This is a genomic window from Flavobacterium longum (assembly GCF_965137575.1).
Lineage (GTDB): Bacteria > Bacteroidota > Bacteroidia > Flavobacteriales > Flavobacteriaceae > Flavobacterium > Flavobacterium longum.
In genome coordinates this window covers 263666-282500 of the sequence record NZ_CBCRZJ010000003.1, presented here as the reverse complement: position 1 = coordinate 282500, position 18835 = coordinate 263666, and the positions used below count along the sequence as shown (strand labels likewise).

Here is an 18835-nt window from a genome sequence, read left to right as displayed (position 1 = left end):
TATTAGGAAAAAAAATAATTAGTTTTTTGGGGTGTCGATAATTTTTTCGGATTCTAAATTGTCCTTCGAACGACGCTGGAAGGGAATTTTCAAAAGGTTGCCCAAATCATTGTGCTCTCGGGCATCCATATGCGTATCCACGCCATAGACGATCTGGTCTTTCGGAAGTTCCCTATACGTGCCGAAAAGTCTGTCCCAAACCGAAAAGATATTGCCGTAATTGCTGTCGGTATAAGGCATCAAGTAATGGTGATGGACTTTGTGCATATCGGGCGATACGATTAAGTAGCCCAGCCATTTGTCCAATTTTGGTGGCAGGGCGATGTTGGCATGGTTGAGTTGCGAAAAAACGACCGAAAGCGACTGATACATGAATACCAGCCACATGGGCGCGCCGGCCACCAATACGCCAATGGTGGTAAATGCAAAACGGATAACGCTTTCGCCGGGATGATGCCGGTTGGCCGACGTCGTGTCGATCCAGGTATCGGTATGATGGATCAAATGGAATCGCCACAAGATTTTGGTTTTGTGCTCCACCAGGTGCGGCAAGTAAGCGCCCACCAGATCCAGCAGGAGCAAACCCACGATCGCAAAAAGCCAAAGCGGCATGTCGGGCAACCATTGCAGGACGCCGAATTGGTGCGTCACGGTCCAATCTGCGGCCATCAAAAGGACGAACGCCAATATGAAATTGACGACCACCGTAGTCAGGGTAAAGAAAATATTAATGCCGGCATGATGCCATTTTTTGTAGTCGAAAACAAACATCGGTTTGATGCTTTCCAACAGCCAGAAAAAGGCAATCCCACCGGCAATAATGAGTGCGCGGTGCGACGACGGAATCTGGGCAAAGTAATCGACTATTTCATTCATGGCAATCGAATAAAGTCAAATGTACTTTTTTTCACGTCATCGCCCAAGTTAATTTATTCGTTGCGGTCGTCGGCCGAAAAGTCCGTCTTGCGCAACAGCATTTTGTAAACGATGCCACCAACGGCTGCACCCAAAATAGGGGCGGCAATAAACAACCAAACCTGCTCAAGCGCCCAGCCTTGCACGAAAACCGCCTGGCTGATACTGCGCGCCGGGTTCACCGACGTATTGGTAACCGGAATACTGATGAGGTGGATCAAAGTCAAGCACAAACCGATGGCAAGTCCGGCAAAAGCCTCGCGCGCGCGGTCTTTTTCGGTGGCGCCCATGATGACGATGATGAAGATGAACGTCATTACGAATTCACAAATGAACGCCGAAGCCATGTCGTATTTACCCGGTGAATGTTCGCCGAATCCGTTGGCGGCAAAATCACCAATGGCGCTTCCGTTGCCGGTCGCAATCATGTAGAGAATGCCTGCCCCGGCGACACCACCCAGGATTTGTGCTATGACGTAAGGGAAAACGGTCCCGGTCTCGACACGTCCGCCGGCCCAAAGACCGATGGTGACCGCAGGGTTGAGGTGCGCGCCCGAGATCCGTCCGAGTGCATAGGCGATGGTTAGTACGGTAAGGCCGAAGGCCAGCGATACGCCCACAAGCCCAATCCCGATGAAAGGTTCAGAGGTAAAATTGGCCGCCAATACCGCGCTGCCGCAGCCGCCGAGTACGAGCCAAAGGGTTCCGATAAATTCTGCAATTGCTTTTTTTGTCATGGTTCAAGGTTTTTGGTTAGGAAATATTTAGGTGTAACGGTAAGCCCAAGCAATCAAAAGGATTTGGAGCGGCAACCGGAGCAACAGCAACCACTTCGGGAAACCCAGCGACGCTTCTCGGTTTGTGTACATGTAAACATTCGCCGGAAAAATCGCGACCAACAATAAAATGATGCCCCAAGCCGCCAAGGATGTCGTCATCGGCACGCATAAAAAAACGGCCAACAGGATTTCCGCTGTGCCGCTGATTTTGTTGAGTAATTTCGGATTCTTGAAAAACGGCGGGATGATGCGCACGTAAAAACCGGGTTTCCTGAAATGGTTGATTCCCGCCAGGAAATACAGGGCTGCCATCAGGTAAAGATGCCATGGTAATGCCATATCATCCAGATTTTCAAGCTAATATAACATTAATTATTTAGAATTGACGTTTTCGGTTTTTAAAGTTCACGTTCATCATCACGATTGCGAACAAGATCAGCGCTATGCCCAGCCATTGTAGCCCGTTGACTTTTTCGTGCAACAAGACGTAAGCCATCGTCACCGAAACTGGAAGTTCCAAAGACGATACGATGCTTCCCAAACCGATGCCCGTTTTCGGGAAACCCGCATTAAGCAACATCGGCGGGATAATGGTTCCGAACAAAGCGAGCACAATACCCCATTTGTAGAAAATATCAAAATTGAACGCGCCTGAGTGCGTGGCCAATGCAAAAATCAAGACCATGACACCGCCGCCGAGTAGCATGAATAAGCTTCTTTGCGCCGACGAAACGCCCAACGCGATTTTGTTGGCGGCAAACATGGTCGTGGTGAAGGATGCGGCAGCCAAAAGCCCAAGCATGAGGCCGCGCCAATCCAGGTTTGTTTCATTGTTGACGAGATTTGTGGCGAGCGCAGTCCCAATCAACACGATTAAGACGGCTGCGATTTTGATGCCCGATGGCATTTTCTTTTCCAACAACATTTCGAGCAAAACGCCCATCCAGACGGTTTGCATCAAAAGCACGATGCCGATGGAAACCGGAATGTATTTCACGGCCAGATAGTAAAAAATACTCGTCAAACCCGTAGAAGTGCCCACAATCAAGAGTTGCATGATGTTGCGCGGCGTGGCTTTCACCGCGTCCGATCCTTTTTTTGATTTCTGGTAGGCGTTGATGATCAGCATCGCGGCGATGCCCAGGATGAATTGCGCCGAAATCACTTCGGCCGGAGAAAACGGTTTCCCAGTGATGCCCGTGTCGTCGTAAGCCAACTTGACGAACGTCGCCAAACAGCCGTAACTCGTGGCGCCAAGCCCAACCAAGATTACACCTTTAAGGATTGAATTGTTTGTCATCGCGTTTAGAAAAGCGGGCAAAGATAAGCATTTGTTTTCGCTCGCGCGTGATGTTGATGGTTTTTTGGGCGTTGCCTGCGGCCGCGCTTTACGCTACAATCTTTTTGCAAAAAGATTTCGCTACGCTGCGCTTCCGCGTGGTCTTTCTGCAAAAAGGATTTTCGCTGCAATCGCTAACGCGGTGTAGCGCCTGCAAAGGAACGCTTCCAAAACAGACAGTTTGGTAAAAAATGGTTGTGCTATTACCGCTCTACAAATTGCGGCGGGCGTCGTTTTCCCGGGAAATGTCTTCGATGGTTTGCTGGAGCAAACGGTTCAGTTCCTTAGGGTTTTCGAGCATAGGGTAGTGTGACGTACCTTTCATCAGGCGGATGTCGTAGCCGCTGCTGCAGTATTTCTTGAGCGGCGCTTCGTTTGTGGGCGTGTTGTCCACGTTAATCAAGTGCAATTTCAAACGGATTTTCGGGAGTAGTTTGCGTTCGCGTTTGTACACATTAAACAGTTCTGGCATGATTTGTTTTCCCATCGGTTTGTAGCCATTTCTAAAGTCGTTGGCCACGCGGTTGGTGATTTCCACCGGCGTTTCGGCCGACACCAAAGTCGTGCGGGCAAAATTCTCGTTAGCGCCGGCGAAATCTTTTTTGAGTGCGGCCAATATGGCTTTTCGCTGCTTGTCGAATTTTTTCGGCATCGGAGTAGCGGCCTGTTTAAAGTTGTCTATACCAATAAACCCCATGATGTTTTTTGGGTGCGATGTGGCTTCGATCAAATTGATGTCGCCCGCCATGGAATGACCGATTAAAATGACATTCTTCAAATCCAGTCTTTTGATGACGGCGTACACATCGCCCGCGAAACCATCCAACGACCAATATTTACGGTCTCTCCCTGATTTTCCGTGACCGGGCAAATCCATCGTCACCACTTTGTAATCGTCCTTGAAATGTTTGACTTGCGCGTCCCAATACGTTTGGTCTGCGTACGCGCCATGTACGAACAGCAAGGTAGCGCCGCCTTCACCGTGGATGTTGTAGTTGATTTGTGCGCCGTCACGAAACAGCGTCCCGGATTTCTCCACGGGTTTTTCGGCTTCCTTGCACGACCACACGGTTGCGGCAACAAGTAACAATACAACAATTCTGATTTTGGCGGACATTGCGTAATTTTTCTTCGAAATTAGTGCAAAACGAACATCGGTTGCAAGCGGCGTTTCAACTATTCATTAACAATATTGTGAGCAGTTATCAGCATTTTTCACAGCAATGAATCCGGAAAAAAAAGGTACCCGTCGAAATTGTCGTCGTTCTGGTTTTGCGATTGCGTATTGGTTGTAGTACTGGTTTCCATGATTTTAGTGGTTTGCAACAAATCTAATCCGGTAATGGGGTTGATTATTTATTGTATTTCATCGAAATGTTGCAGGATTTCGGGGCGCGTATCCTCATTTTCGGTAACTTCGTGTAGCCCAAATTTAGTATCATGAATCCTACGACATTTATCATTGTTGATGACGATGCCATCAACAACATGGTGTGCAAAATCGCCATCGAGCGGCATTTTGGCCCATCCGAGGTCTACTCTTATCAAGACCCGAATGCTGCACTGGAAGCCATTTCAATCCAGTTTGCCAGCCAGAACCGTCCGGTCGTGATTTTCCTCGACCTGAGCATGCCGCACATGAGCGGTTGGGATTTTCTGGAGCGTTTTGCGTTTCTGGAAGCCATTCCACAGCAATACACCATTTTTATTTTATCCAGTTCCACGCAATTTGCGGACAAAGCCCGCGCCGAAAGCCACCCGATGGTGTCGGGGTTTATTTCAAAGTCTTTGACGGAGAAAAAGCTTGCGGAGGCATTTAAGGGTTTGCCGGACGCCTATGGTGTGAGGTGTTTTGCGTAACGTTTGACACTGCACGTTAGCGGTGCCCGTTAGGGGCTGTTGGTTGTCGCGTGCCGCGGCGTGGGGTTGTATTGTGTCGCTGCCGCTGGGCCTACTTTTGCCTGGCCGCAAAAGTAGCAAAAAGGCCATGCGCCCGGTTACTCGGCGACCTGCTCGCCCTCAATGGCTAAATTGCAGAAACTCGCCTGCGGCTCAAACAGTCTGCAATTTTGCGCCATCTTCGGGCGGCAGGTGTCCGCCTGCGTAACCGATGGCGCGGGGAAATCGGAAGTGTTTATTTGATTTCCGGCTTGCTGGCGCAGTGCCGGAAATATCTAACCGGAAGGTTACTCTTTTGTTTCGGCCACTGCATTTAGTGGGAGATCGTCGTCGGGGTAAATGTTGACGACTTTGCTTTTCTTCATGATGATGATGCGCTCTATCGTGGCGACAACTTCGTCAAGGTTTTTTTTGATTTCCTCGGACCAGAAGCGCAGGACGGTCCAGCCTTGATTTTCTAAGTATTCGTTCACTTCCTTGTCGCGGGCGATGTTCCGCTCGATTTTCTTTTGCCAGAATTCGGCGTTGGATTTTGGACGTTTTTCAACGACATGCCAGTGTTTGCCATGGAAGAATTCGGAGTCGACGAAAATCGCAATGCGGTATTTAGCAAACGTCAAGTCTGGCGTGCCGAGTATTTTTTTGTTGTGTTTGCGGTAGCGGTGGCCGCGGTGGTAGAGTGATTTGGCAAGACGGATTTCGGGTTTGGTATTTTTTCCGCGGATTTTCCCCATAAGTTTGGAGCGTTGGTCTTTGGAGAGTTTGTCCATAAAATCTTTAATCAGGAGGCTTAATCCGTCAAGTATATTTCGTTTCGGATATATGTGTTCTTTAGCCAAAAACATTGTTTTGAATATTCAGTAACGTTTAAGGTTTTTTCTATGACGGGAAGTTCATAAGTCTCCGTTGAATCGCTTCCATGTGGTCGGATATGGCAAATAGGGCTTTCGGCCATTTTTGGAAAATTGTTCAATTTTATAGGGTTTCCTTTTGCGGAAAGTCTGATATTCCCATCCTTATCCCTGTCGTAATCCTTAAATATTTTCCCAGTTTGAATTATTTCCTTTGTTTTCAACCATATACGCCGTACTTCGTTCCGGTCGGATAGGGGCATATTCCAAAACTTTGCTTTTTTAAGGTAGTAAGAACTGCCTTTTTTCTTAAAAAAGATGAACAGAAACTTTTTCTCGATTTGATCTTTCATTTCGCTCGAAATCCAGTCCTCGTCGTAAATCTTTTTAAATTCGAAAGCAGGGAATGAAACGGATTGAATAATATTTCCGTTTTCTTCAACCCTGATGGCTTTAACCACCACATTGGCTTTTTCAAATTCTTCTATTTCTTTGTCAAGTTGAACGTTGAGTATTATTTTGGCTATTGTTGAGTAGAAGTTCTTTGTTTGTATGTTCAGTTTTTTCGGGGTCAATATAGAAATGTCTTCCACGCTTGAACCGTAATAGGGCTTAAACTTGTCTACGACATAATCTTCAAAAGTTTTTTCCCTCAATTCTTCCTGAGAAGTTATTAGCTTCCCGTATATTTCATTCCGGTCAGACGCAATCGACGCAATAATATGATTAACGTAACCTTGTTTAAGCGAGTACGCTCGTTGTTTCGCATTTATGTTGCTAAAAGGTTGTTTGCGGACTGAACTGGCGTCGGCGCCTTTTGTACACGCGCCAAGATAGAATGTATCTCCTTCCGAAAGTTCATGAGCCTTTCCCGCTTTTATTTTTTGCTGGATTTTTAGCCAATCTTGTTTGATGATTGCCAAATCACTTGGGGGATATTTCCAGTCTCCCACCAATTTAATTATTGACGATAGTTGATTTAGTCCTTTAGAATAAAGATAGAAGATAAGCAATAGATGTCCGTTCTTGCCATTTAGGAAATCTAATTCGAAATTTTCATCTACCGCTTTGTAATAGTTGATTATGCTTAAAACAAGTCTTTCCTTGGCGCGGTATTCGTTGTTGCGTAGTTGTTTGAGTCCGCTGGATTTCAATTCTAATCCCGCCTTTTCAAAATCAGCTTTAGCATTCGAATTAGGTTTGTAATTGAAATAGAGTTCTTCGATTACTTTTCCTAGTTGCCCTTTGTCTTTGTCTTTTAGTCGAAGTTCGCCAAGCCGATTCGCAAATTCGGATTGAATAGATTTACCAACAAACTGTTTGGCGAATTCTACGATAGAATCTTTGTCCTCAATGTTATACAGTGACGCCATGATTTATTTTTTCCAAAAGGGCTTTTCCTATCTTTTCGATAATGCCGACCACTAATGCATTGCCCATAAAAAAGGCACGTTTCGTATCACTAATGCCCTCCAGTCGTGTATGATTTTCGGGAAACATATTTAACTTCTCGAGTTCAACAGGCGTCAACCGCCTCAGGCCTTTCGAAGTTTTCACCACGTGCTTAAACCTCGAAGGCGATTTTCCGCCCTCGCCTGTAATAATAGTTCTTGAAGGCGAATCCAGGGCATCTGGAAAAATCATCGCTCCCTCGCTATAGTTATATTCAAAATCTTCAGATGTTTTTCTGATTTCCTTTTTTGCACCTTTCAGATACTGCCATTGGGGTAAATCGTTCTCATCAATATAGAAATCGGATGATATGGGCCCTTTTTCTAAGATGTCTTTTAACAAAGTTCTTTTTCCATCATAGTTAGGTTGAGTTTGTGTCGTGCTGACAACGCCATCTAACATAAGTCCACTGTTTTGGAACGGAGACAGCTTTTTTCCTTTATTGAAATCTTCTGAAATGTCGACCAAATCGCCTAGAAGTTTAAAAGTGTCCATTTTTGTCACATCCGACACCGGAAATTCCTGCGCGATAGTTCCTTCCTTCGTTAGCCAATCCAGCTTGTCAGATTGTTTAAGGCATTTATAGATGTTTGTCGATTTGTGATAACCTAGAAAAAAAACCCGTCTTCTTCTTTGTGGCATACCATAGTCCGCTGCATTAATTACGCGCCACTCCACCGCGTAACCTAAATCATCCAGGCTTTTAAGCATAACCGCAAAATCACGACCTCTCTGTTGGGTCGGAGACTTCAGTAGACGATCCACATTTTCTAAAAGCAAATATTGAGGTTTGCTCTTTTTTTCCGAAAGAATACGGTGTATAGACCACCATAAAACGCCTTTTTTACCAATAAGCCCTTTAGAATTATGCAAAGTAGTTGCAACGGAATAATCTTGACAAGGAAACCCGCCGACAAGCATGTCGTGATCTGGAATTTCAGCGGTAGGAACCTGCGAGATGTCTTGATTAGAATGATTGGCCTTTCCAAACCTATGTTCATAAACCAAAGAAGCATGCTGGGTTTTTGTAGAAGGTTCCCATTGATTACTCCATATGACGGTGTAGTTTGGAGTCTTCTCCAATCCTAAACGAAATCCACCAACTCCTGCAAATAACTCTATTACTTTGATTTCCTGATTTTTCATTATGATAAATGGTGAGAAACTGACGAACGCAAAATGCTGCTCGACTTGCTCAAATTTATTCCTTTTTATCAGAAATAAAAGCCTTATCGCAGACGCGTTTTCAACAAATCACGCTTTGAAAATGTTGAGAGTTGCCCAACCAAAAAAGCCCCTTTCGGGGCTTTCTATCGAAACAAAAAAACTTATGTAGGCTGGTGTAAAACTACGCCCCGATTTTGGGTTTCGCAATACGTATTTTTACCTAATTTGAGCCTTTTTGCGATGTAAAAATACGTACAAGTATTTTCAAGAATACGTTGGGCTCCATGTGGTTGCGTTCTTGTATTTCTGCCAAGATCAAAATGCGATTGTTGTGCAGCAATGCCTCTGCCACCAGCAAAAAGCCCCGCAGTTTTCACCGCGGGGCTACCCAATTTAAAAAATAGAAATATCGTTACTGCATCATCTCAAAACTCCGGCGTACAAAGTCGGTGAGTTCTTCGCCTTTGAGCAGGTTTTGCGAGAGTTTGGCCAAATCAAGCGCCTGTTTCACCATTTGGTCGCGGTGGCCCGCATCTTCAATGCTGAGGATGTTCGTTGCCAGGTCTGAATTCGTGTTCACGACCAAGTTGTACATGTCCGGGAAGTTCCCCATGCCGTACATACCGCCGCCGCCCATTTGGCTCATTTCCTTCATGCGGCGCATGAATTCGGGCTGCGTGATCATGAACGGTGCGGCGCTTGAATCCAGCGCTTCCAATTGCACCGTGTAGGTCGCGGCAGGCACGACGCCTTCAATCGCGGTCTTGAGTTTTTCTTTCTCTTCGTCAGACAGTTTTGAAATGGCTGTGTCTTCTTTCTTGATGAGGTTGTCAATGTGGTCCGCATCCACGCGGGTAAATACAAGTTTCTCGTTATCGGCTTCCAGTTTCTGGATCAGGTGCGGCACCAGTGGCGAATCCAGCAGCAAGACTTCGTAGCCTTTCGCTTTGGCCGCATCAATGAAACTATGTTGCGCGTCCTTGTTTCCGGCATAAAGCAAGACCAGTTTGCCGTCTTTGTCGGTCTGGGTGTCTTTTACCTTTTCCTTGAGTTCGTCCAACGTAAAATACTGGTCGTCAACGGTAGGGTAGAGCGTAAATGCGCCTGCTTTCTCGTAGAATTTTGGTTCGCTCAGCATGCCGTATTCCAACACGATCTTAATGTCGTTCCATTTTGCCTCAAAGTCTTCACGGTTTTCGGTGAACAATGACTTGAGTTTGTCGGCCACTTTTCGCGTAATGTAATTCGAGATTTTCTTCACGTTTCCATCGGCCTGCAAATACGAACGCGACACGTTCAGCGGAATGTCCGGGGAATCAATCACACCTTTGAGCATCGTGAGGAATTCCGGTACAATGCCTTCCACGTTGTCGGTTACGAATACCTGGTTCTGGTACAACTGGATTTTGTCGCGCTGGATCTGCATGTCCTTCGCGAGTTTCGGGAAATACAAGATTCCCGTAAGGTTGAACGGATGATCCACATTCAAATGGATGTTGAACAGCGGTTCCTCGAATTGCATCGGATACAATTCATGGTAGAATGACTTGTAATCCTCAGCGGTTAGTTCAGACGGCTGTTTCGTCCAGGCCGGCGTCGGGTTGTTGATGATGTTGTCTACAGTTTCGTACTCGGTTTTGTAGTCTTCCGGCGCGTCATCCGGCTTTGGAAGCGCTTGTTGCTTTGTGCCGAACTTGATTGGAATAGGCATAAACTTGTTGTATTTCTGCAGCAATTCCCTGATGCGCGATTCTTCCAAAAATTCTACGGAATCTTCCGCAATGTGCAAAACGATTTCCGTGCCACGGTCTTTTTTATCGGCCGGTTCCATCGTAAATTCAGGGCTACCGTCGCACGTCCAATAAGCCGCCGGTTCGTCTTTGTAGGATTTGGTGATGATTTCCACCTTGTCGGCCACCATGAATGCAGAATAGAAACCAAGTCCAAAATGCCCGATAATGCCCGTATCTTTTGCCGAATCCTTGTATTTGTCCAAGAATTCCTCGGCACCCGAGAACGCCACTTGGTTGATGTATTTTTCGACTTCTTCGGCCGTCATACCAATGCCTTGATCGATGATGTGGAGCTTTTTGTTTTCCTTGTCGATCTTCACCTCGATCGTCGGGTGGCCGTACTCCACTTTAGCCTCGCCGATGCTGGTCAGGTGCTTGAGCTTTAAAGTGGCGTCGGTCGCATTCGAAACCAATTCACGAAGAAAAATCTCGTGGTCGCTGTACAAAAATTTCTTGATTAACGGGAAGATGTTCTCTACTGAAACGTTGATTTTTCCGGAACTCATAGTCTATTATAAATTTTGAATTATAAATTTTAAATTGTTTTGGGCGTTGCGCTAGGCGCCGGGCTTTTCGCTATAGTCCTCGCTAGCGCTGCGGGCTGCCGCTGCAATCCCTAACGCAACTCTGTTTTATGTGCGCCGCACGCAACTTCACGCTTTTATTCTTGTTACATACCTGAAGCCCACCGGGCTTCCTCCTCTATATATCATATCTAACGCAACGCTGTTTTATGTGCGCTGCACGCCAGTTCACGCTCCGGCCGTCGTTCTCAACTTTAAACTTTAAACGATAAACTTTAAACCTTGAACCTTGAACTTTCCCGCCGCCATTCAAACTTTAAACCTAACCCCGAAACCTGACAAATTGTCTTACCGTTAATTTTTTTCTAATTAAAACGCCCATTTTAACATTTGGAAATTGTCCATTGTATATTTGCAGTAACTAATTCTAAAACCAGCAATCATGAAAAGAATACTTTTAACCTTCGTGCTTGCCGCGTTGGCGTTCGGATGCAAATCCAAGTCTGCCACCGCAACCAAGCTAGACCGCAATTCGCAGGTCATGATGAAAGGAACCTGGACGGTTGACCGTGTCACCACGCCGGCGTCCAACTATGTCAAAGTGACCGCGCTCCAGCTCGCAGACGCGGCTTGTTTTGAGGGCAGTACCTGGAAGTTCATCTCCAACAACAACAAAGGCGAAATGGCCCTGAACGGCGGCGCAGGTTGCCCAAGCTTCAGTTCGCCGATTACTTGGTTCGTCAACCGCGAAGGGCAATTCGTCCTGAAAGTGCTCAACGCCGGTGAGAAAGCCAAGAAAGTCCGCGACGGCTACATCCTCGGCGTGCAAAACCAATCCGAGAACGAATTCGAACTCTACGAAACTCTCGATATTGCAGGGAAGCCGTCCAAAGTCGTTTACCATTTCCGCAGAAATTAACCCCAAAAAATAAAATCATGAAGAATTCAGCAATAGCATTGGCCATATTGTTCTCAGCGGGAACTTTTCTTTCCAGCTGCGAATCCGTAAAAAATACGAATAAGACCCAGCGTGGCGCGGCCATTGGTGCCGTGAGCGGTGCCGTGATTGGCGGCGTGTTGGGCAACAACCTCGGCAAAGGCGGCAAAGGTGCCATGGGCGCGGTCATCGGCGGTGTCGTAGGCGGCGTGGCAGGCGGCGTCATCGGTAACAAGATGGACAAACAAGCCCGCGAAATCGATAACGCGCTTCCGGGTGCCGAAGTAGAACGCGTGGGCGAAGGCATCAAGTTGACCTTGAAGGAAAACGCCGTCCGTTTCAATGTGAACAAATCAACCTTGACCTCAACGGCAAAAACCAATTTGGAGAAACTCATTCCGGTATTCAAGGAATACGCCGACACCAACATTTCCATCTTCGGTTACACCGACAGCGACGGCACCGACGAGTATAACCTGAAATTGTCCCGTGAACGTGCCGCGTCCGTTAGGGATTATCTGATCTCAAAAGGAATTGCCGCTTCTAGGTTTACCACAACCGGCATGGGCGAAGCAGACCCGATCGCCACCAACGAGACGGCCGACGGCAAAAGCCAGAACCGCCGCGTGGAGTTCGCCATTACGGCCAACGACAAAATGATCCAGGACGCGCAACAAGGAAGATAATTGCTCCGGATTTTAAGACAAGAAAGCCGCCTTTTTTCGAGGCGGTTTTTTTTATGGCTGGAAGGCATTGATGGCCGGTAGCACTACATGATCGAAATTCCACAAGGCTTGGTTTTCCCACGCCGATCCGGTGGTAGAAGTGGCCTCATTGCCTGGGAAAGCCACCCAGTCCGGCGCCCAATACACCCAGCCGATGCCTTTTCTGTCCGGGACGTTCTTCAGGATTTCGGTCAACTTGTCCAAAAATGCCTTTTGCCCGGCAGGTGTGGCCGGATAGGTAGGGACAATTTGCGATGCGTCGCCGATATAGTTCGTCAGGTTGTCATCGTACCCAAAGGTGAACGGGTACGCCGTTTCCACAATCATGACGTCTTTGTCGAAGTTCTGCGCCAACGCATTCAAACTGGTTTGGACGGTGGTGAGGTTTTTCGTCTGGAATTGCGGGTAATAAGACAACCCGATGACGTCGAAATCTATCGCATAAGGTTGCAATTCCTCAAAATAATACCGTGCATTTTCCACGTTGGAATGGTGCAGGATGATTTTCGCACTCGGGCTGGCTTCCCGGATGGCCTGCGCCGCTTTTGCGATGATGGCTGCCAGATTGCCCCAATTGTCGTCGAAATCGTCCCATACTTTCCCGTAATTCCATAAAAATCCGCTGTCGGTTTCGTTCCCGATTTGCACAAATGCAGGCGGCGTACCTTGGATTTCCAAAGCCGTTACCACATTTTTCGTGTATTGGTAAACAGATTCGCGCAATGCTTCCGTAGTCAGGCTTTGCCACGCGGCGGGCGGGGTCTGGTGTGCGGGATCGGCCCAGGTATCCGAATAATGGATGTCGAGCAACAGCGATAATCCGTGCTGTTTCAACTCAAGCGCATAGGCTTTTACGGCATTTAGTCCGTTTAATCCGCCATCGGGCGTATGCCATAATTTCAACCGAACCAGATTTGCACCGCTGGCTTGCACTTGGTCGAGTAGTGGCTCGGGATTGCCCGTGGCATTTCGATACAATACGCCATAGCCGGACAATTCATGCTGGAAAGACAGATCCATGCCTCTGTAGAACGTGTCTGGCGGTGCTGTCGTCGCCGAGTCTGAACTGCTGCATCCGTAAAATATCCCGGCGAAGAATATAAATGAAATGATTTTTTTCATGGCTTAAAAGTATGACAACGCAGTCAAAGACCAAAACGTCAAACGTCGAACGGAAACCACACAGACTGCTCAGAATTTCTTCTATTATAGCCACTATCAACTAACAACTAGCAACCAATTACTAACAACCATCCCGAAAAAAGCACATCAAAAAAACCAACCTCCAAATTTCGCCGTATATCACAGCAAAACACAAAGGTTAGTTCGTTTTGTTTATTGGTTAGGTTGAAAGGTGCGAACCGGTTGTTCGCACCTTTTTATTTTGTGGCCTCCGCTGGCTCCGTTTCGCGTTTCAACTCACGTTTTTTGGTGGATGGCGTTTGTTCGGGCGTTGCTTCTGACTCCGGTTTAACCTTTGACGGATCAGCTTTGTAGCGGGCAAAAATGCTTCTGGATTCAGGCTGGTTGTATAACTCAGGTTGAAGATACAAACCTTTATCTTCTGGCTTTTTATCTATTTCAGGCATTTTCTTGACAGGGTTGTTCTGGATGTACAAATCATTTCTCTCTGCAAATACCTGCCATGAAATTTTTTGGTTCGGTTGTCCGCCGGCAATCTTAAATTGGTTGCCCTGGATTTCTTCTTTCACAAAAAGACTGGCTTGTGCACCAATCGGCGTCAGGTGATACGAAAAATTGATATTGATTTCGTCGAAGTAAGCGGGCAAGGTTACTACAGCTTCACCGTTGGCGTCCAGGTTGACGTTGCCGCGATACATATTAAGTACTTCGGGCGATTCCATCGAATAATGGCGGAGGTATTTGTTCTGCGGATCGAGCGGGTGGTCAATCTGGAAGGTCTTGACGCCCGTTGCGCCTGAATCGCCAATCGCATATAGGCCATACCAGTTGCCTTGACCCAGCACACCATATCCGTACAATGGGTTCGGTGTAAATATGCCATACACGCCCACACCGTCATAGTTGCCTGCGGCACCGGAATAACTTCCTTGTAGGCAGGTCGTATTCGCACTGGCTCCGGCTGCGAAGAACAAGCCCGAGCGTATGCCCGAACTTTGGCCCCAAACCGAAGCGGCGTTGCCGTACGTGCCAGTCACTAGTCCGGTAGAACCTTGTGAAAAGAATCCGGTTTGTTGGGCATTGGTTGTGGTAGCATTTTGTGCATTGATGGTCCGGTTAGAACCTACTGATGATGCAAAGACAGCGGCTTGTGTATTGGCTGCGTTTTGTTGCTGGAAATTGGCTACGCGAGCCGTGCCGTCATGAAATATGGCAAGTCCCAATCCTGTTACTGCGGTATCAATGTACATGTCGATACCCCGTTTGGCGGCAGCACCGTTAATATCCAATTCAATTCCGTCGGCGCCTGCGTTTGCCAAATCAGTCCTTACCGCAACGGCCGGTGCCGTGCCACTTTGGTTGTAAATATCTACGGTTGATGCCGGATTTGCACCAGTGGCGGTCCAAAAATCGCCCGCATTGCCGTTGGTACCGTTCACGTAACCTGCTACCGCAGAGCCTGTACTGCTAGAATAAAAGTAACCCGCGCTTCCGCTTCCTGTTGAATAGCCGTTAACCGCATAATTTCCGCCAGAAGCATACGCTGAGAATACGTCGCCCGCGAAAGGCGCGGCGCTGTTTACAACAACTTGCCCACCATTGGTGATGCGCATCCGTTCCAGATTGAATGTCCTGAAGGCCATTGATACGTTGTCGGTTGTGCCCAAGAAGTTCGTGGCCACAGACGTTCCGGCGTTTCCGTTGACCAGCCAAGCGTTGACCACAGACGCCGGGTTTTGCCAAGTCACATTGCCTAGGCCGTCGGTTTGCATGATCTGGCCGTTGGTACCCCGGGAAGGCGGCATGATGTACGTGTTTAAGGTTGTGGTTCCGATGGCGAGATTCCCGAGGAAATAACCGGCAAAACTACCCGCTTTCAGGACGTTTGAGTAAACACCGTAGTGCGTGCCGCCGGTGGCGCTTGGGATGGACGAGTAAAAGCCATATTTTTGTCCGGTACCAATACCCGTCAACGAACTGTAGTAGCCATAATGGGTATTGTTCGCAATGCTGGTTATCGACACGTAGTCGCCGTAATTGTCTCCGGATCCGCTACTCGCAATAAAGGTACCGCTACCAATGAGGTTTCCGGTGCCCGCATTGCCCATTTGGTTGAAAACGCCGTAACTCACGCCGGTATTCGAGCCGGTAAACTGGTTGACAACACCCCGTCTGGTGTTGTTGTTTGTAGAACTCATGATATTCTGTACGCCAGTATGGATGCCCGTGCCCGTATTGGACATTTCATTTTCTATACCGATATGGTCACCTGATCCTGAACCATACAGTTGGTTTCTTACGCCGTAATGTGCGCCATTGCCCACATCAAAAATAGAGTTTTGGGTGCCCACATTAACACCGCCTCCAGTGCCCACCATGAAACTGGCATGGCCGTAATGCAGGCCATTCCCTGTGTTTGTAATCCCGACATAGCTACCAACTTGGTTGCCGTTTCCTGTGCCATCCATGGATGAAAATGTCCCGTAGTGGTTGCCGGTCCCGCTACCATTAAGCCAGTTATGGGTTCCATAATGGGTACCACTCCCCGAATTACTAATATCATTGTACGTGCCCCACATGCCGCCATTGCCCGTTCCGCTTAGGTATGTTGAAGCCCCGAAATGGTTGCCGTTGCCGATGCCACTCAGGGAATTCCAAGAACCGTAGTGCGCACCGTTGCCCGACCCGGAAATCTGATTGGCCACACCCATGTGATCACCATCTGCATTTCCAGTCAGCGAGTTGTAAAGCGTCACTTTGAGTGGGCTTACGGTATTGTTGTTGTTCACGTTGTAAATGTTGTACATGTAGTTCGAGTTCTCCACTTCGAACGGATATGAAGCGAAAGTTTTCCCGATGGCCACCCGGCCCATGTGGAACATGTCGTCATTGATGTTATCCGGCGCCGTAGTTGTGGCGACCTCGTACCAATCGGCGTCCGGATTGGCTGAAGAGTTCAATCCTATCCAGGTTAACGTTGGGTTGTCCCAGTAATAGAAGCCAGGCGTTTTTGGGCCAACAGCGGTGGTCAGATAGACCAACATGCCTTGTTGCGCTGCCGTCGGGTTTGTGGCCGGAAATGTGTCAACCTTTGGGATTAGGACACCGTCGGTGTTGGCGGGTGTGGCCTGATTGCTTGAACGGATGTCCAGTTGCGAATTCGGGGCAGTCGTGTTCACGCCTACTTGGGCGGTCATCATCGAAGTAAAAAGCAGTAATGCAAAAAGTAATTTCGTCTTCATACGCATCAATTTTAGGGATTGGGCAGAGCAGGCGTACGATAGAATGGGCAACTAAATATCGGAAAAAAGCCCGGTACTAAACAAGAAAAAATCTTAAAATCAGACCATTAGAAATAAATATCCGTCAAAATACATCGTTTTCCTACTTTTGCGACATGCTTCAAGCCAGCCACATCTCATTTTCTTACGGTGAAAGTAAAGTCCTTGACGACGTAGATTTCGCCATCGAAAAAGGCAAGCAGGTTGCCATCATTGGTGAAAGCGGTTGCGGCAAGAGTACGTTGCTCAAGTTGTTGTACGGTTTGTATGATTTAGATTCGGGTTCGATTTCCTGGAAAGATGAGCCGGTGCTCGGCCCGAAGTTCAACCTCATTCCGGGGCACGAAAAGATGAAGTATCTGGCCCAGGATTTTGGGCTGATGCCCTACACGACGGTAGCCGAAAACGTAGGGAATTTCCTGTCGAACATCTACAAAGACAAAAAGCGCGAACGGGTAGCCGAATTGCTCGACATGGTGGAAATGACCGCGTATGCCGACGTCAAAGTGCAATTCCTCAGCGGCGGCCAACAGCAACGTACTGCGCTGGCCAAAGTGTTGGCGCTGGAACCCGAAGTGTTGTTGCTGGACGAGCCGTTCAGCCAGATCGATGTGTTTCGGGCAAATGTCCTGCGCCGAAACCTTTTCAAATATTTCCGCGAGCAAGGCATCACCTGTATCATGGCCACGCACGACAGCATTGACGTACTTTCTTTTTCGGACGAAACCATCGTGATGAAAGACGGCAAAATCATCACGTCGGGCGCGCCAAAGTTTATTTACGAAAACCCCGAAAACCGTTATGTGGCGTCGCTTTTCGGCGATGTGAACGACATCCCGACGAAAATGTTGGGCAGCGCGAATCGGTTCGTTTATCCGCACCAACTCGTCGTGGTCAAACAATCCGCCTTTACCGTAACGGTGTCTCACGTATGGTTTAAAGGCGACGGTTACCGAGTGGAAGCTTTATGCCAATTCGGGAAAGTGTATTTCGATCATCACGCCGAGTTGCAAAAAGGGATGATGGTTTGTTTGGCGCTCAGAAAGTAGCGAGGTCAAACGTCGAATGGTTTTCAATCCTGACCATAATCTTCGACGAAAAATAGTTACCACGCTAAAAAGTGACCTTTAAAATTCACCCTTTTTTAAACAGTTTGCTTTTTACAATTTTGCCCTCTTTTTTGGCGAGATAATAGAGTACTATTCCAATAGATAGTAAAAAAGAAACCGTAAAAATGGAGTCTTCAATGCCAGCTGCACCGCCGGTTAGCAATTCAGGCCCTGTAAATTTAGATTGAATAATACTGCCCATATCATTTGTACCAGTGAGATTGGAGCCGTAAAAAGGCTGCGCAAAATTCCAGCCTAGATGGAAGAAAAAAGGGAGCCATATTCTTTTGGTATATATAAACAGCATGGCCATGGTAAAGCCCCAAATCAAATAGGAAAAAAGACTAAATAGGTTAGAATTAGGATTAAAGATATGTTGAAGTTCTACCAACATCGCAAGGACAATGGCAATATTGGTTCCTAACCAATTTTCCATTACCCTTAGGATTAGTCCTCGATGAAATAAGTCTTCCACTAATGCAGCAAATATTAACACAGTGAAAGACCTGGCCGAGTAGTGGCTAGTTGTTATATCGAAAACCTGATAGTGGTTTAATAAATATAAAATGAGAATAGACAATGAAATTGTCAAAAAGCCAAAAATAAAACCATCGAACATTTCTTTGGGTAAATGTTTTATGGATAGTTCGGTAATGTTTCTTTTATCGTAAAAACGGAATAAATAATAATAACTGACCAATAAAACGATAGAAGACAGAAAGATAATGATTGGGTCAGCAATACTTTTATCTGGTATAATGCTGCAAAAAAGTGGTTTTAATACAAAGTTCTGAATTACTACAAAGAGCGAAAAGCAAACACTAATGCCTACAATGATTTTAGTGATTGGGAAAAACAAGATTTTTCTGATTGATTGATTCATAGGTGATTGACTGATTGATCGATGTGACGAAAAGAAAA

Annotated in this window: 16 protein-coding genes; 4 read left to right on the top strand and 12 right to left on the bottom strand. The window is 47.0% G+C overall.

The window, feature by feature from the left end; translation table 11 throughout:
- Positions 1–18 precede the first annotated feature (18 nt).
- From ACM9J1_RS06885 to ACM9J1_RS06865, 5 genes are all read right to left on the bottom strand, one after another.
- Positions 19–876 carry a sterol desaturase family protein gene (locus ACM9J1_RS06885; RefSeq protein WP_415581296.1) on the bottom strand — a complete coding sequence of 286 codons (858 nt, stop codon included), beginning with the start codon at positions 874–876 and terminating at the stop codon, positions 19–21.
- Positions 877–929: 53 nt separating this feature from the next.
- The gene (gene aqpZ / locus ACM9J1_RS06880) at positions 930–1652 is read right to left on the bottom strand and encodes an aquaporin Z (protein WP_415581295.1); all 723 of its coding nucleotides are present in this window, start codon (positions 1650–1652) and stop codon (positions 930–932) included.
- A gap of 27 nt (positions 1653–1679) precedes the next feature.
- A complete protein-coding gene (locus ACM9J1_RS06875) occupies positions 1680–2033 on the bottom strand; it encodes a DoxX family protein (protein ID WP_415581294.1) in 354 nt (117 codons plus the stop codon).
- Between the two features lie 37 nt (positions 2034–2070).
- Positions 2071–2994, bottom strand: coding sequence for a DMT family transporter (locus ACM9J1_RS06870; RefSeq protein ID WP_415581293.1), 924 nt, complete (start codon positions 2992–2994; stop codon positions 2071–2073).
- Between the two features lie 250 nt (positions 2995–3244).
- A complete protein-coding gene (locus tag ACM9J1_RS06865; RefSeq protein ID WP_415581292.1) occupies positions 3245–4150 on the bottom strand; it encodes an alpha/beta fold hydrolase in 906 nt (301 codons plus the stop codon).
- Between the two features lie 323 nt (positions 4151–4473).
- Between ACM9J1_RS06865 and ACM9J1_RS06860 the strand changes: the two genes are divergently transcribed.
- Complete coding sequence (locus ACM9J1_RS06860) at positions 4474–4893, top strand: response regulator (protein ID WP_415581291.1); 420 nt, start codon at positions 4474–4476, stop codon at positions 4891–4893.
- 326 nt (positions 4894–5219) lie between these two features.
- On the opposite strand, the gene ACM9J1_RS06855 is transcribed toward ACM9J1_RS06860, so the two are convergent.
- The 4 genes from ACM9J1_RS06855 to htpG form a co-directional block, all read right to left on the bottom strand.
- The gene (locus tag ACM9J1_RS06855) at positions 5220–5702 is read right to left on the bottom strand and encodes a very short patch repair endonuclease (RefSeq protein ID WP_415581290.1); all 483 of its coding nucleotides are present in this window, start codon (positions 5700–5702) and stop codon (positions 5220–5222) included.
- 20 nt (positions 5703–5722) lie between these two features.
- Positions 5723–7156, bottom strand: coding sequence for a Sau3AI family type II restriction endonuclease (locus tag ACM9J1_RS06850; RefSeq protein ID WP_415581289.1), 1434 nt, complete (start codon positions 7154–7156; stop codon positions 5723–5725).
- Positions 7140–8381 carry a DNA (cytosine-5-)-methyltransferase gene (gene dcm, locus ACM9J1_RS06845; RefSeq protein WP_415581288.1) on the bottom strand — a complete coding sequence of 414 codons (1242 nt, stop codon included), beginning with the start codon at positions 8379–8381 and terminating at the stop codon, positions 7140–7142. Before dcm ends, ACM9J1_RS06850 begins: the two co-directional genes overlap by 17 nt.
- A gap of 433 nt (positions 8382–8814) precedes the next feature.
- Positions 8815–10701, bottom strand: a complete 1887-nt coding sequence (gene htpG, locus ACM9J1_RS06840) for a molecular chaperone HtpG (RefSeq protein ID WP_415581287.1) — start codon at positions 10699–10701, stop codon at positions 8815–8817.
- A 460-nt stretch (positions 10702–11161) separates the two neighbouring features.
- Between htpG and ACM9J1_RS06835 the strand changes: the two genes are divergently transcribed.
- Positions 11162–11638 carry a hypothetical protein gene (locus ACM9J1_RS06835; protein WP_415581286.1) on the top strand — a complete coding sequence of 159 codons (477 nt, stop codon included), beginning with the start codon at positions 11162–11164 and terminating at the stop codon, positions 11636–11638.
- A gap of 17 nt (positions 11639–11655) precedes the next feature.
- Positions 11656–12342 carry an OmpA family protein gene (locus tag ACM9J1_RS06830; RefSeq protein WP_415581285.1) on the top strand — a complete coding sequence of 229 codons (687 nt, stop codon included), beginning with the start codon at positions 11656–11658 and terminating at the stop codon, positions 12340–12342.
- 51 nt (positions 12343–12393) lie between these two features.
- On the opposite strand, the gene ACM9J1_RS06825 is transcribed toward ACM9J1_RS06830, so the two are convergent.
- Positions 12394–13503: a glycoside hydrolase family 53 protein gene (locus tag ACM9J1_RS06825; RefSeq protein ID WP_415581284.1), complete on the bottom strand. Its 1110-nt coding sequence runs from the start codon at positions 13501–13503 to the stop codon at positions 12394–12396.
- A 257-nt stretch (positions 13504–13760) separates the two neighbouring features.
- The gene (locus ACM9J1_RS06820; RefSeq protein ID WP_415581283.1) at positions 13761–16766 is read right to left on the bottom strand and encodes a beta strand repeat-containing protein; all 3006 of its coding nucleotides are present in this window, start codon (positions 16764–16766) and stop codon (positions 13761–13763) included.
- 155 nt (positions 16767–16921) lie between these two features.
- Between ACM9J1_RS06820 and ACM9J1_RS06815 the strand changes: the two genes are divergently transcribed.
- A complete protein-coding gene (locus tag ACM9J1_RS06815) occupies positions 16922–17854 on the top strand; it encodes an ABC transporter ATP-binding protein (RefSeq protein WP_415581282.1) in 933 nt (310 codons plus the stop codon).
- 85 nt (positions 17855–17939) lie between these two features.
- Here the strand turns inward: ACM9J1_RS06815 and ACM9J1_RS06810 are convergent, their stop codons facing one another.
- Positions 17940–18797, bottom strand: a complete 858-nt coding sequence (locus ACM9J1_RS06810) for a CPBP family intramembrane glutamic endopeptidase (protein WP_415581281.1) — start codon at positions 18795–18797, stop codon at positions 17940–17942.
- Positions 18798–18835 lie beyond the last annotated feature (38 nt).

What these genes read in the sequence shown, in the direction of transcription:
- ACM9J1_RS06885 (WP_415581296.1), bottom strand. Translation starts at nt 876, where the DNA reads ATGAATGAAATAGTCGATTACTTTGCCCAGATTCCGTCGTCGCACCGC.
- aqpZ (WP_415581295.1), bottom strand. Translation starts at nt 1,652, where the DNA reads ATGACAAAAAAAGCAATTGCAGAATTTATCGGAACCCTTTGGCTCGTA.
- ACM9J1_RS06875 (WP_415581294.1), bottom strand. Translation starts at nt 2,033, where the DNA reads ATGGCATTACCATGGCATCTTTACCTGATGGCAGCCCTGTATTTCCTG.
- ACM9J1_RS06870 (WP_415581293.1), bottom strand. Translation starts at nt 2,994, where the DNA reads ATGACAAACAATTCAATCCTTAAAGGTGTAATCTTGGTTGGGCTTGGC.
- ACM9J1_RS06865 (WP_415581292.1), bottom strand. Translation starts at nt 4,150, where the DNA reads ATGTCCGCCAAAATCAGAATTGTTGTATTGTTACTTGTTGCCGCAACC.
- ACM9J1_RS06860 (WP_415581291.1), top strand. Translation starts at nt 4,474, where the DNA reads ATGAATCCTACGACATTTATCATTGTTGATGACGATGCCATCAACAAC.
- ACM9J1_RS06855 (WP_415581290.1), bottom strand. Translation starts at nt 5,702, where the DNA reads ATGGACAAACTCTCCAAAGACCAACGCTCCAAACTTATGGGGAAAATC.
- ACM9J1_RS06850 (WP_415581289.1), bottom strand. Translation starts at nt 7,156, where the DNA reads ATGGCGTCACTGTATAACATTGAGGACAAAGATTCTATCGTAGAATTC.
- dcm (WP_415581288.1), bottom strand. Translation starts at nt 8,381, where the DNA reads ATGAAAAATCAGGAAATCAAAGTAATAGAGTTATTTGCAGGAGTTGGT.
- htpG (WP_415581287.1), bottom strand. Translation starts at nt 10,701, where the DNA reads ATGAGTTCCGGAAAAATCAACGTTTCAGTAGAGAACATCTTCCCGTTA.
- ACM9J1_RS06835 (WP_415581286.1), top strand. Translation starts at nt 11,162, where the DNA reads ATGAAAAGAATACTTTTAACCTTCGTGCTTGCCGCGTTGGCGTTCGGA.
- ACM9J1_RS06830 (WP_415581285.1), top strand. Translation starts at nt 11,656, where the DNA reads ATGAAGAATTCAGCAATAGCATTGGCCATATTGTTCTCAGCGGGAACT.
- ACM9J1_RS06825 (WP_415581284.1), bottom strand. Translation starts at nt 13,503, where the DNA reads ATGAAAAAAATCATTTCATTTATATTCTTCGCCGGGATATTTTACGGA.
- ACM9J1_RS06820 (WP_415581283.1), bottom strand. Translation starts at nt 16,766, where the DNA reads ATGAAGACGAAATTACTTTTTGCATTACTGCTTTTTACTTCGATGATG.
- ACM9J1_RS06815 (WP_415581282.1), top strand. Translation starts at nt 16,922, where the DNA reads ATGCTTCAAGCCAGCCACATCTCATTTTCTTACGGTGAAAGTAAAGTC.
- ACM9J1_RS06810 (WP_415581281.1), bottom strand. Translation starts at nt 18,797, where the DNA reads ATGAATCAATCAATCAGAAAAATCTTGTTTTTCCCAATCACTAAAATC.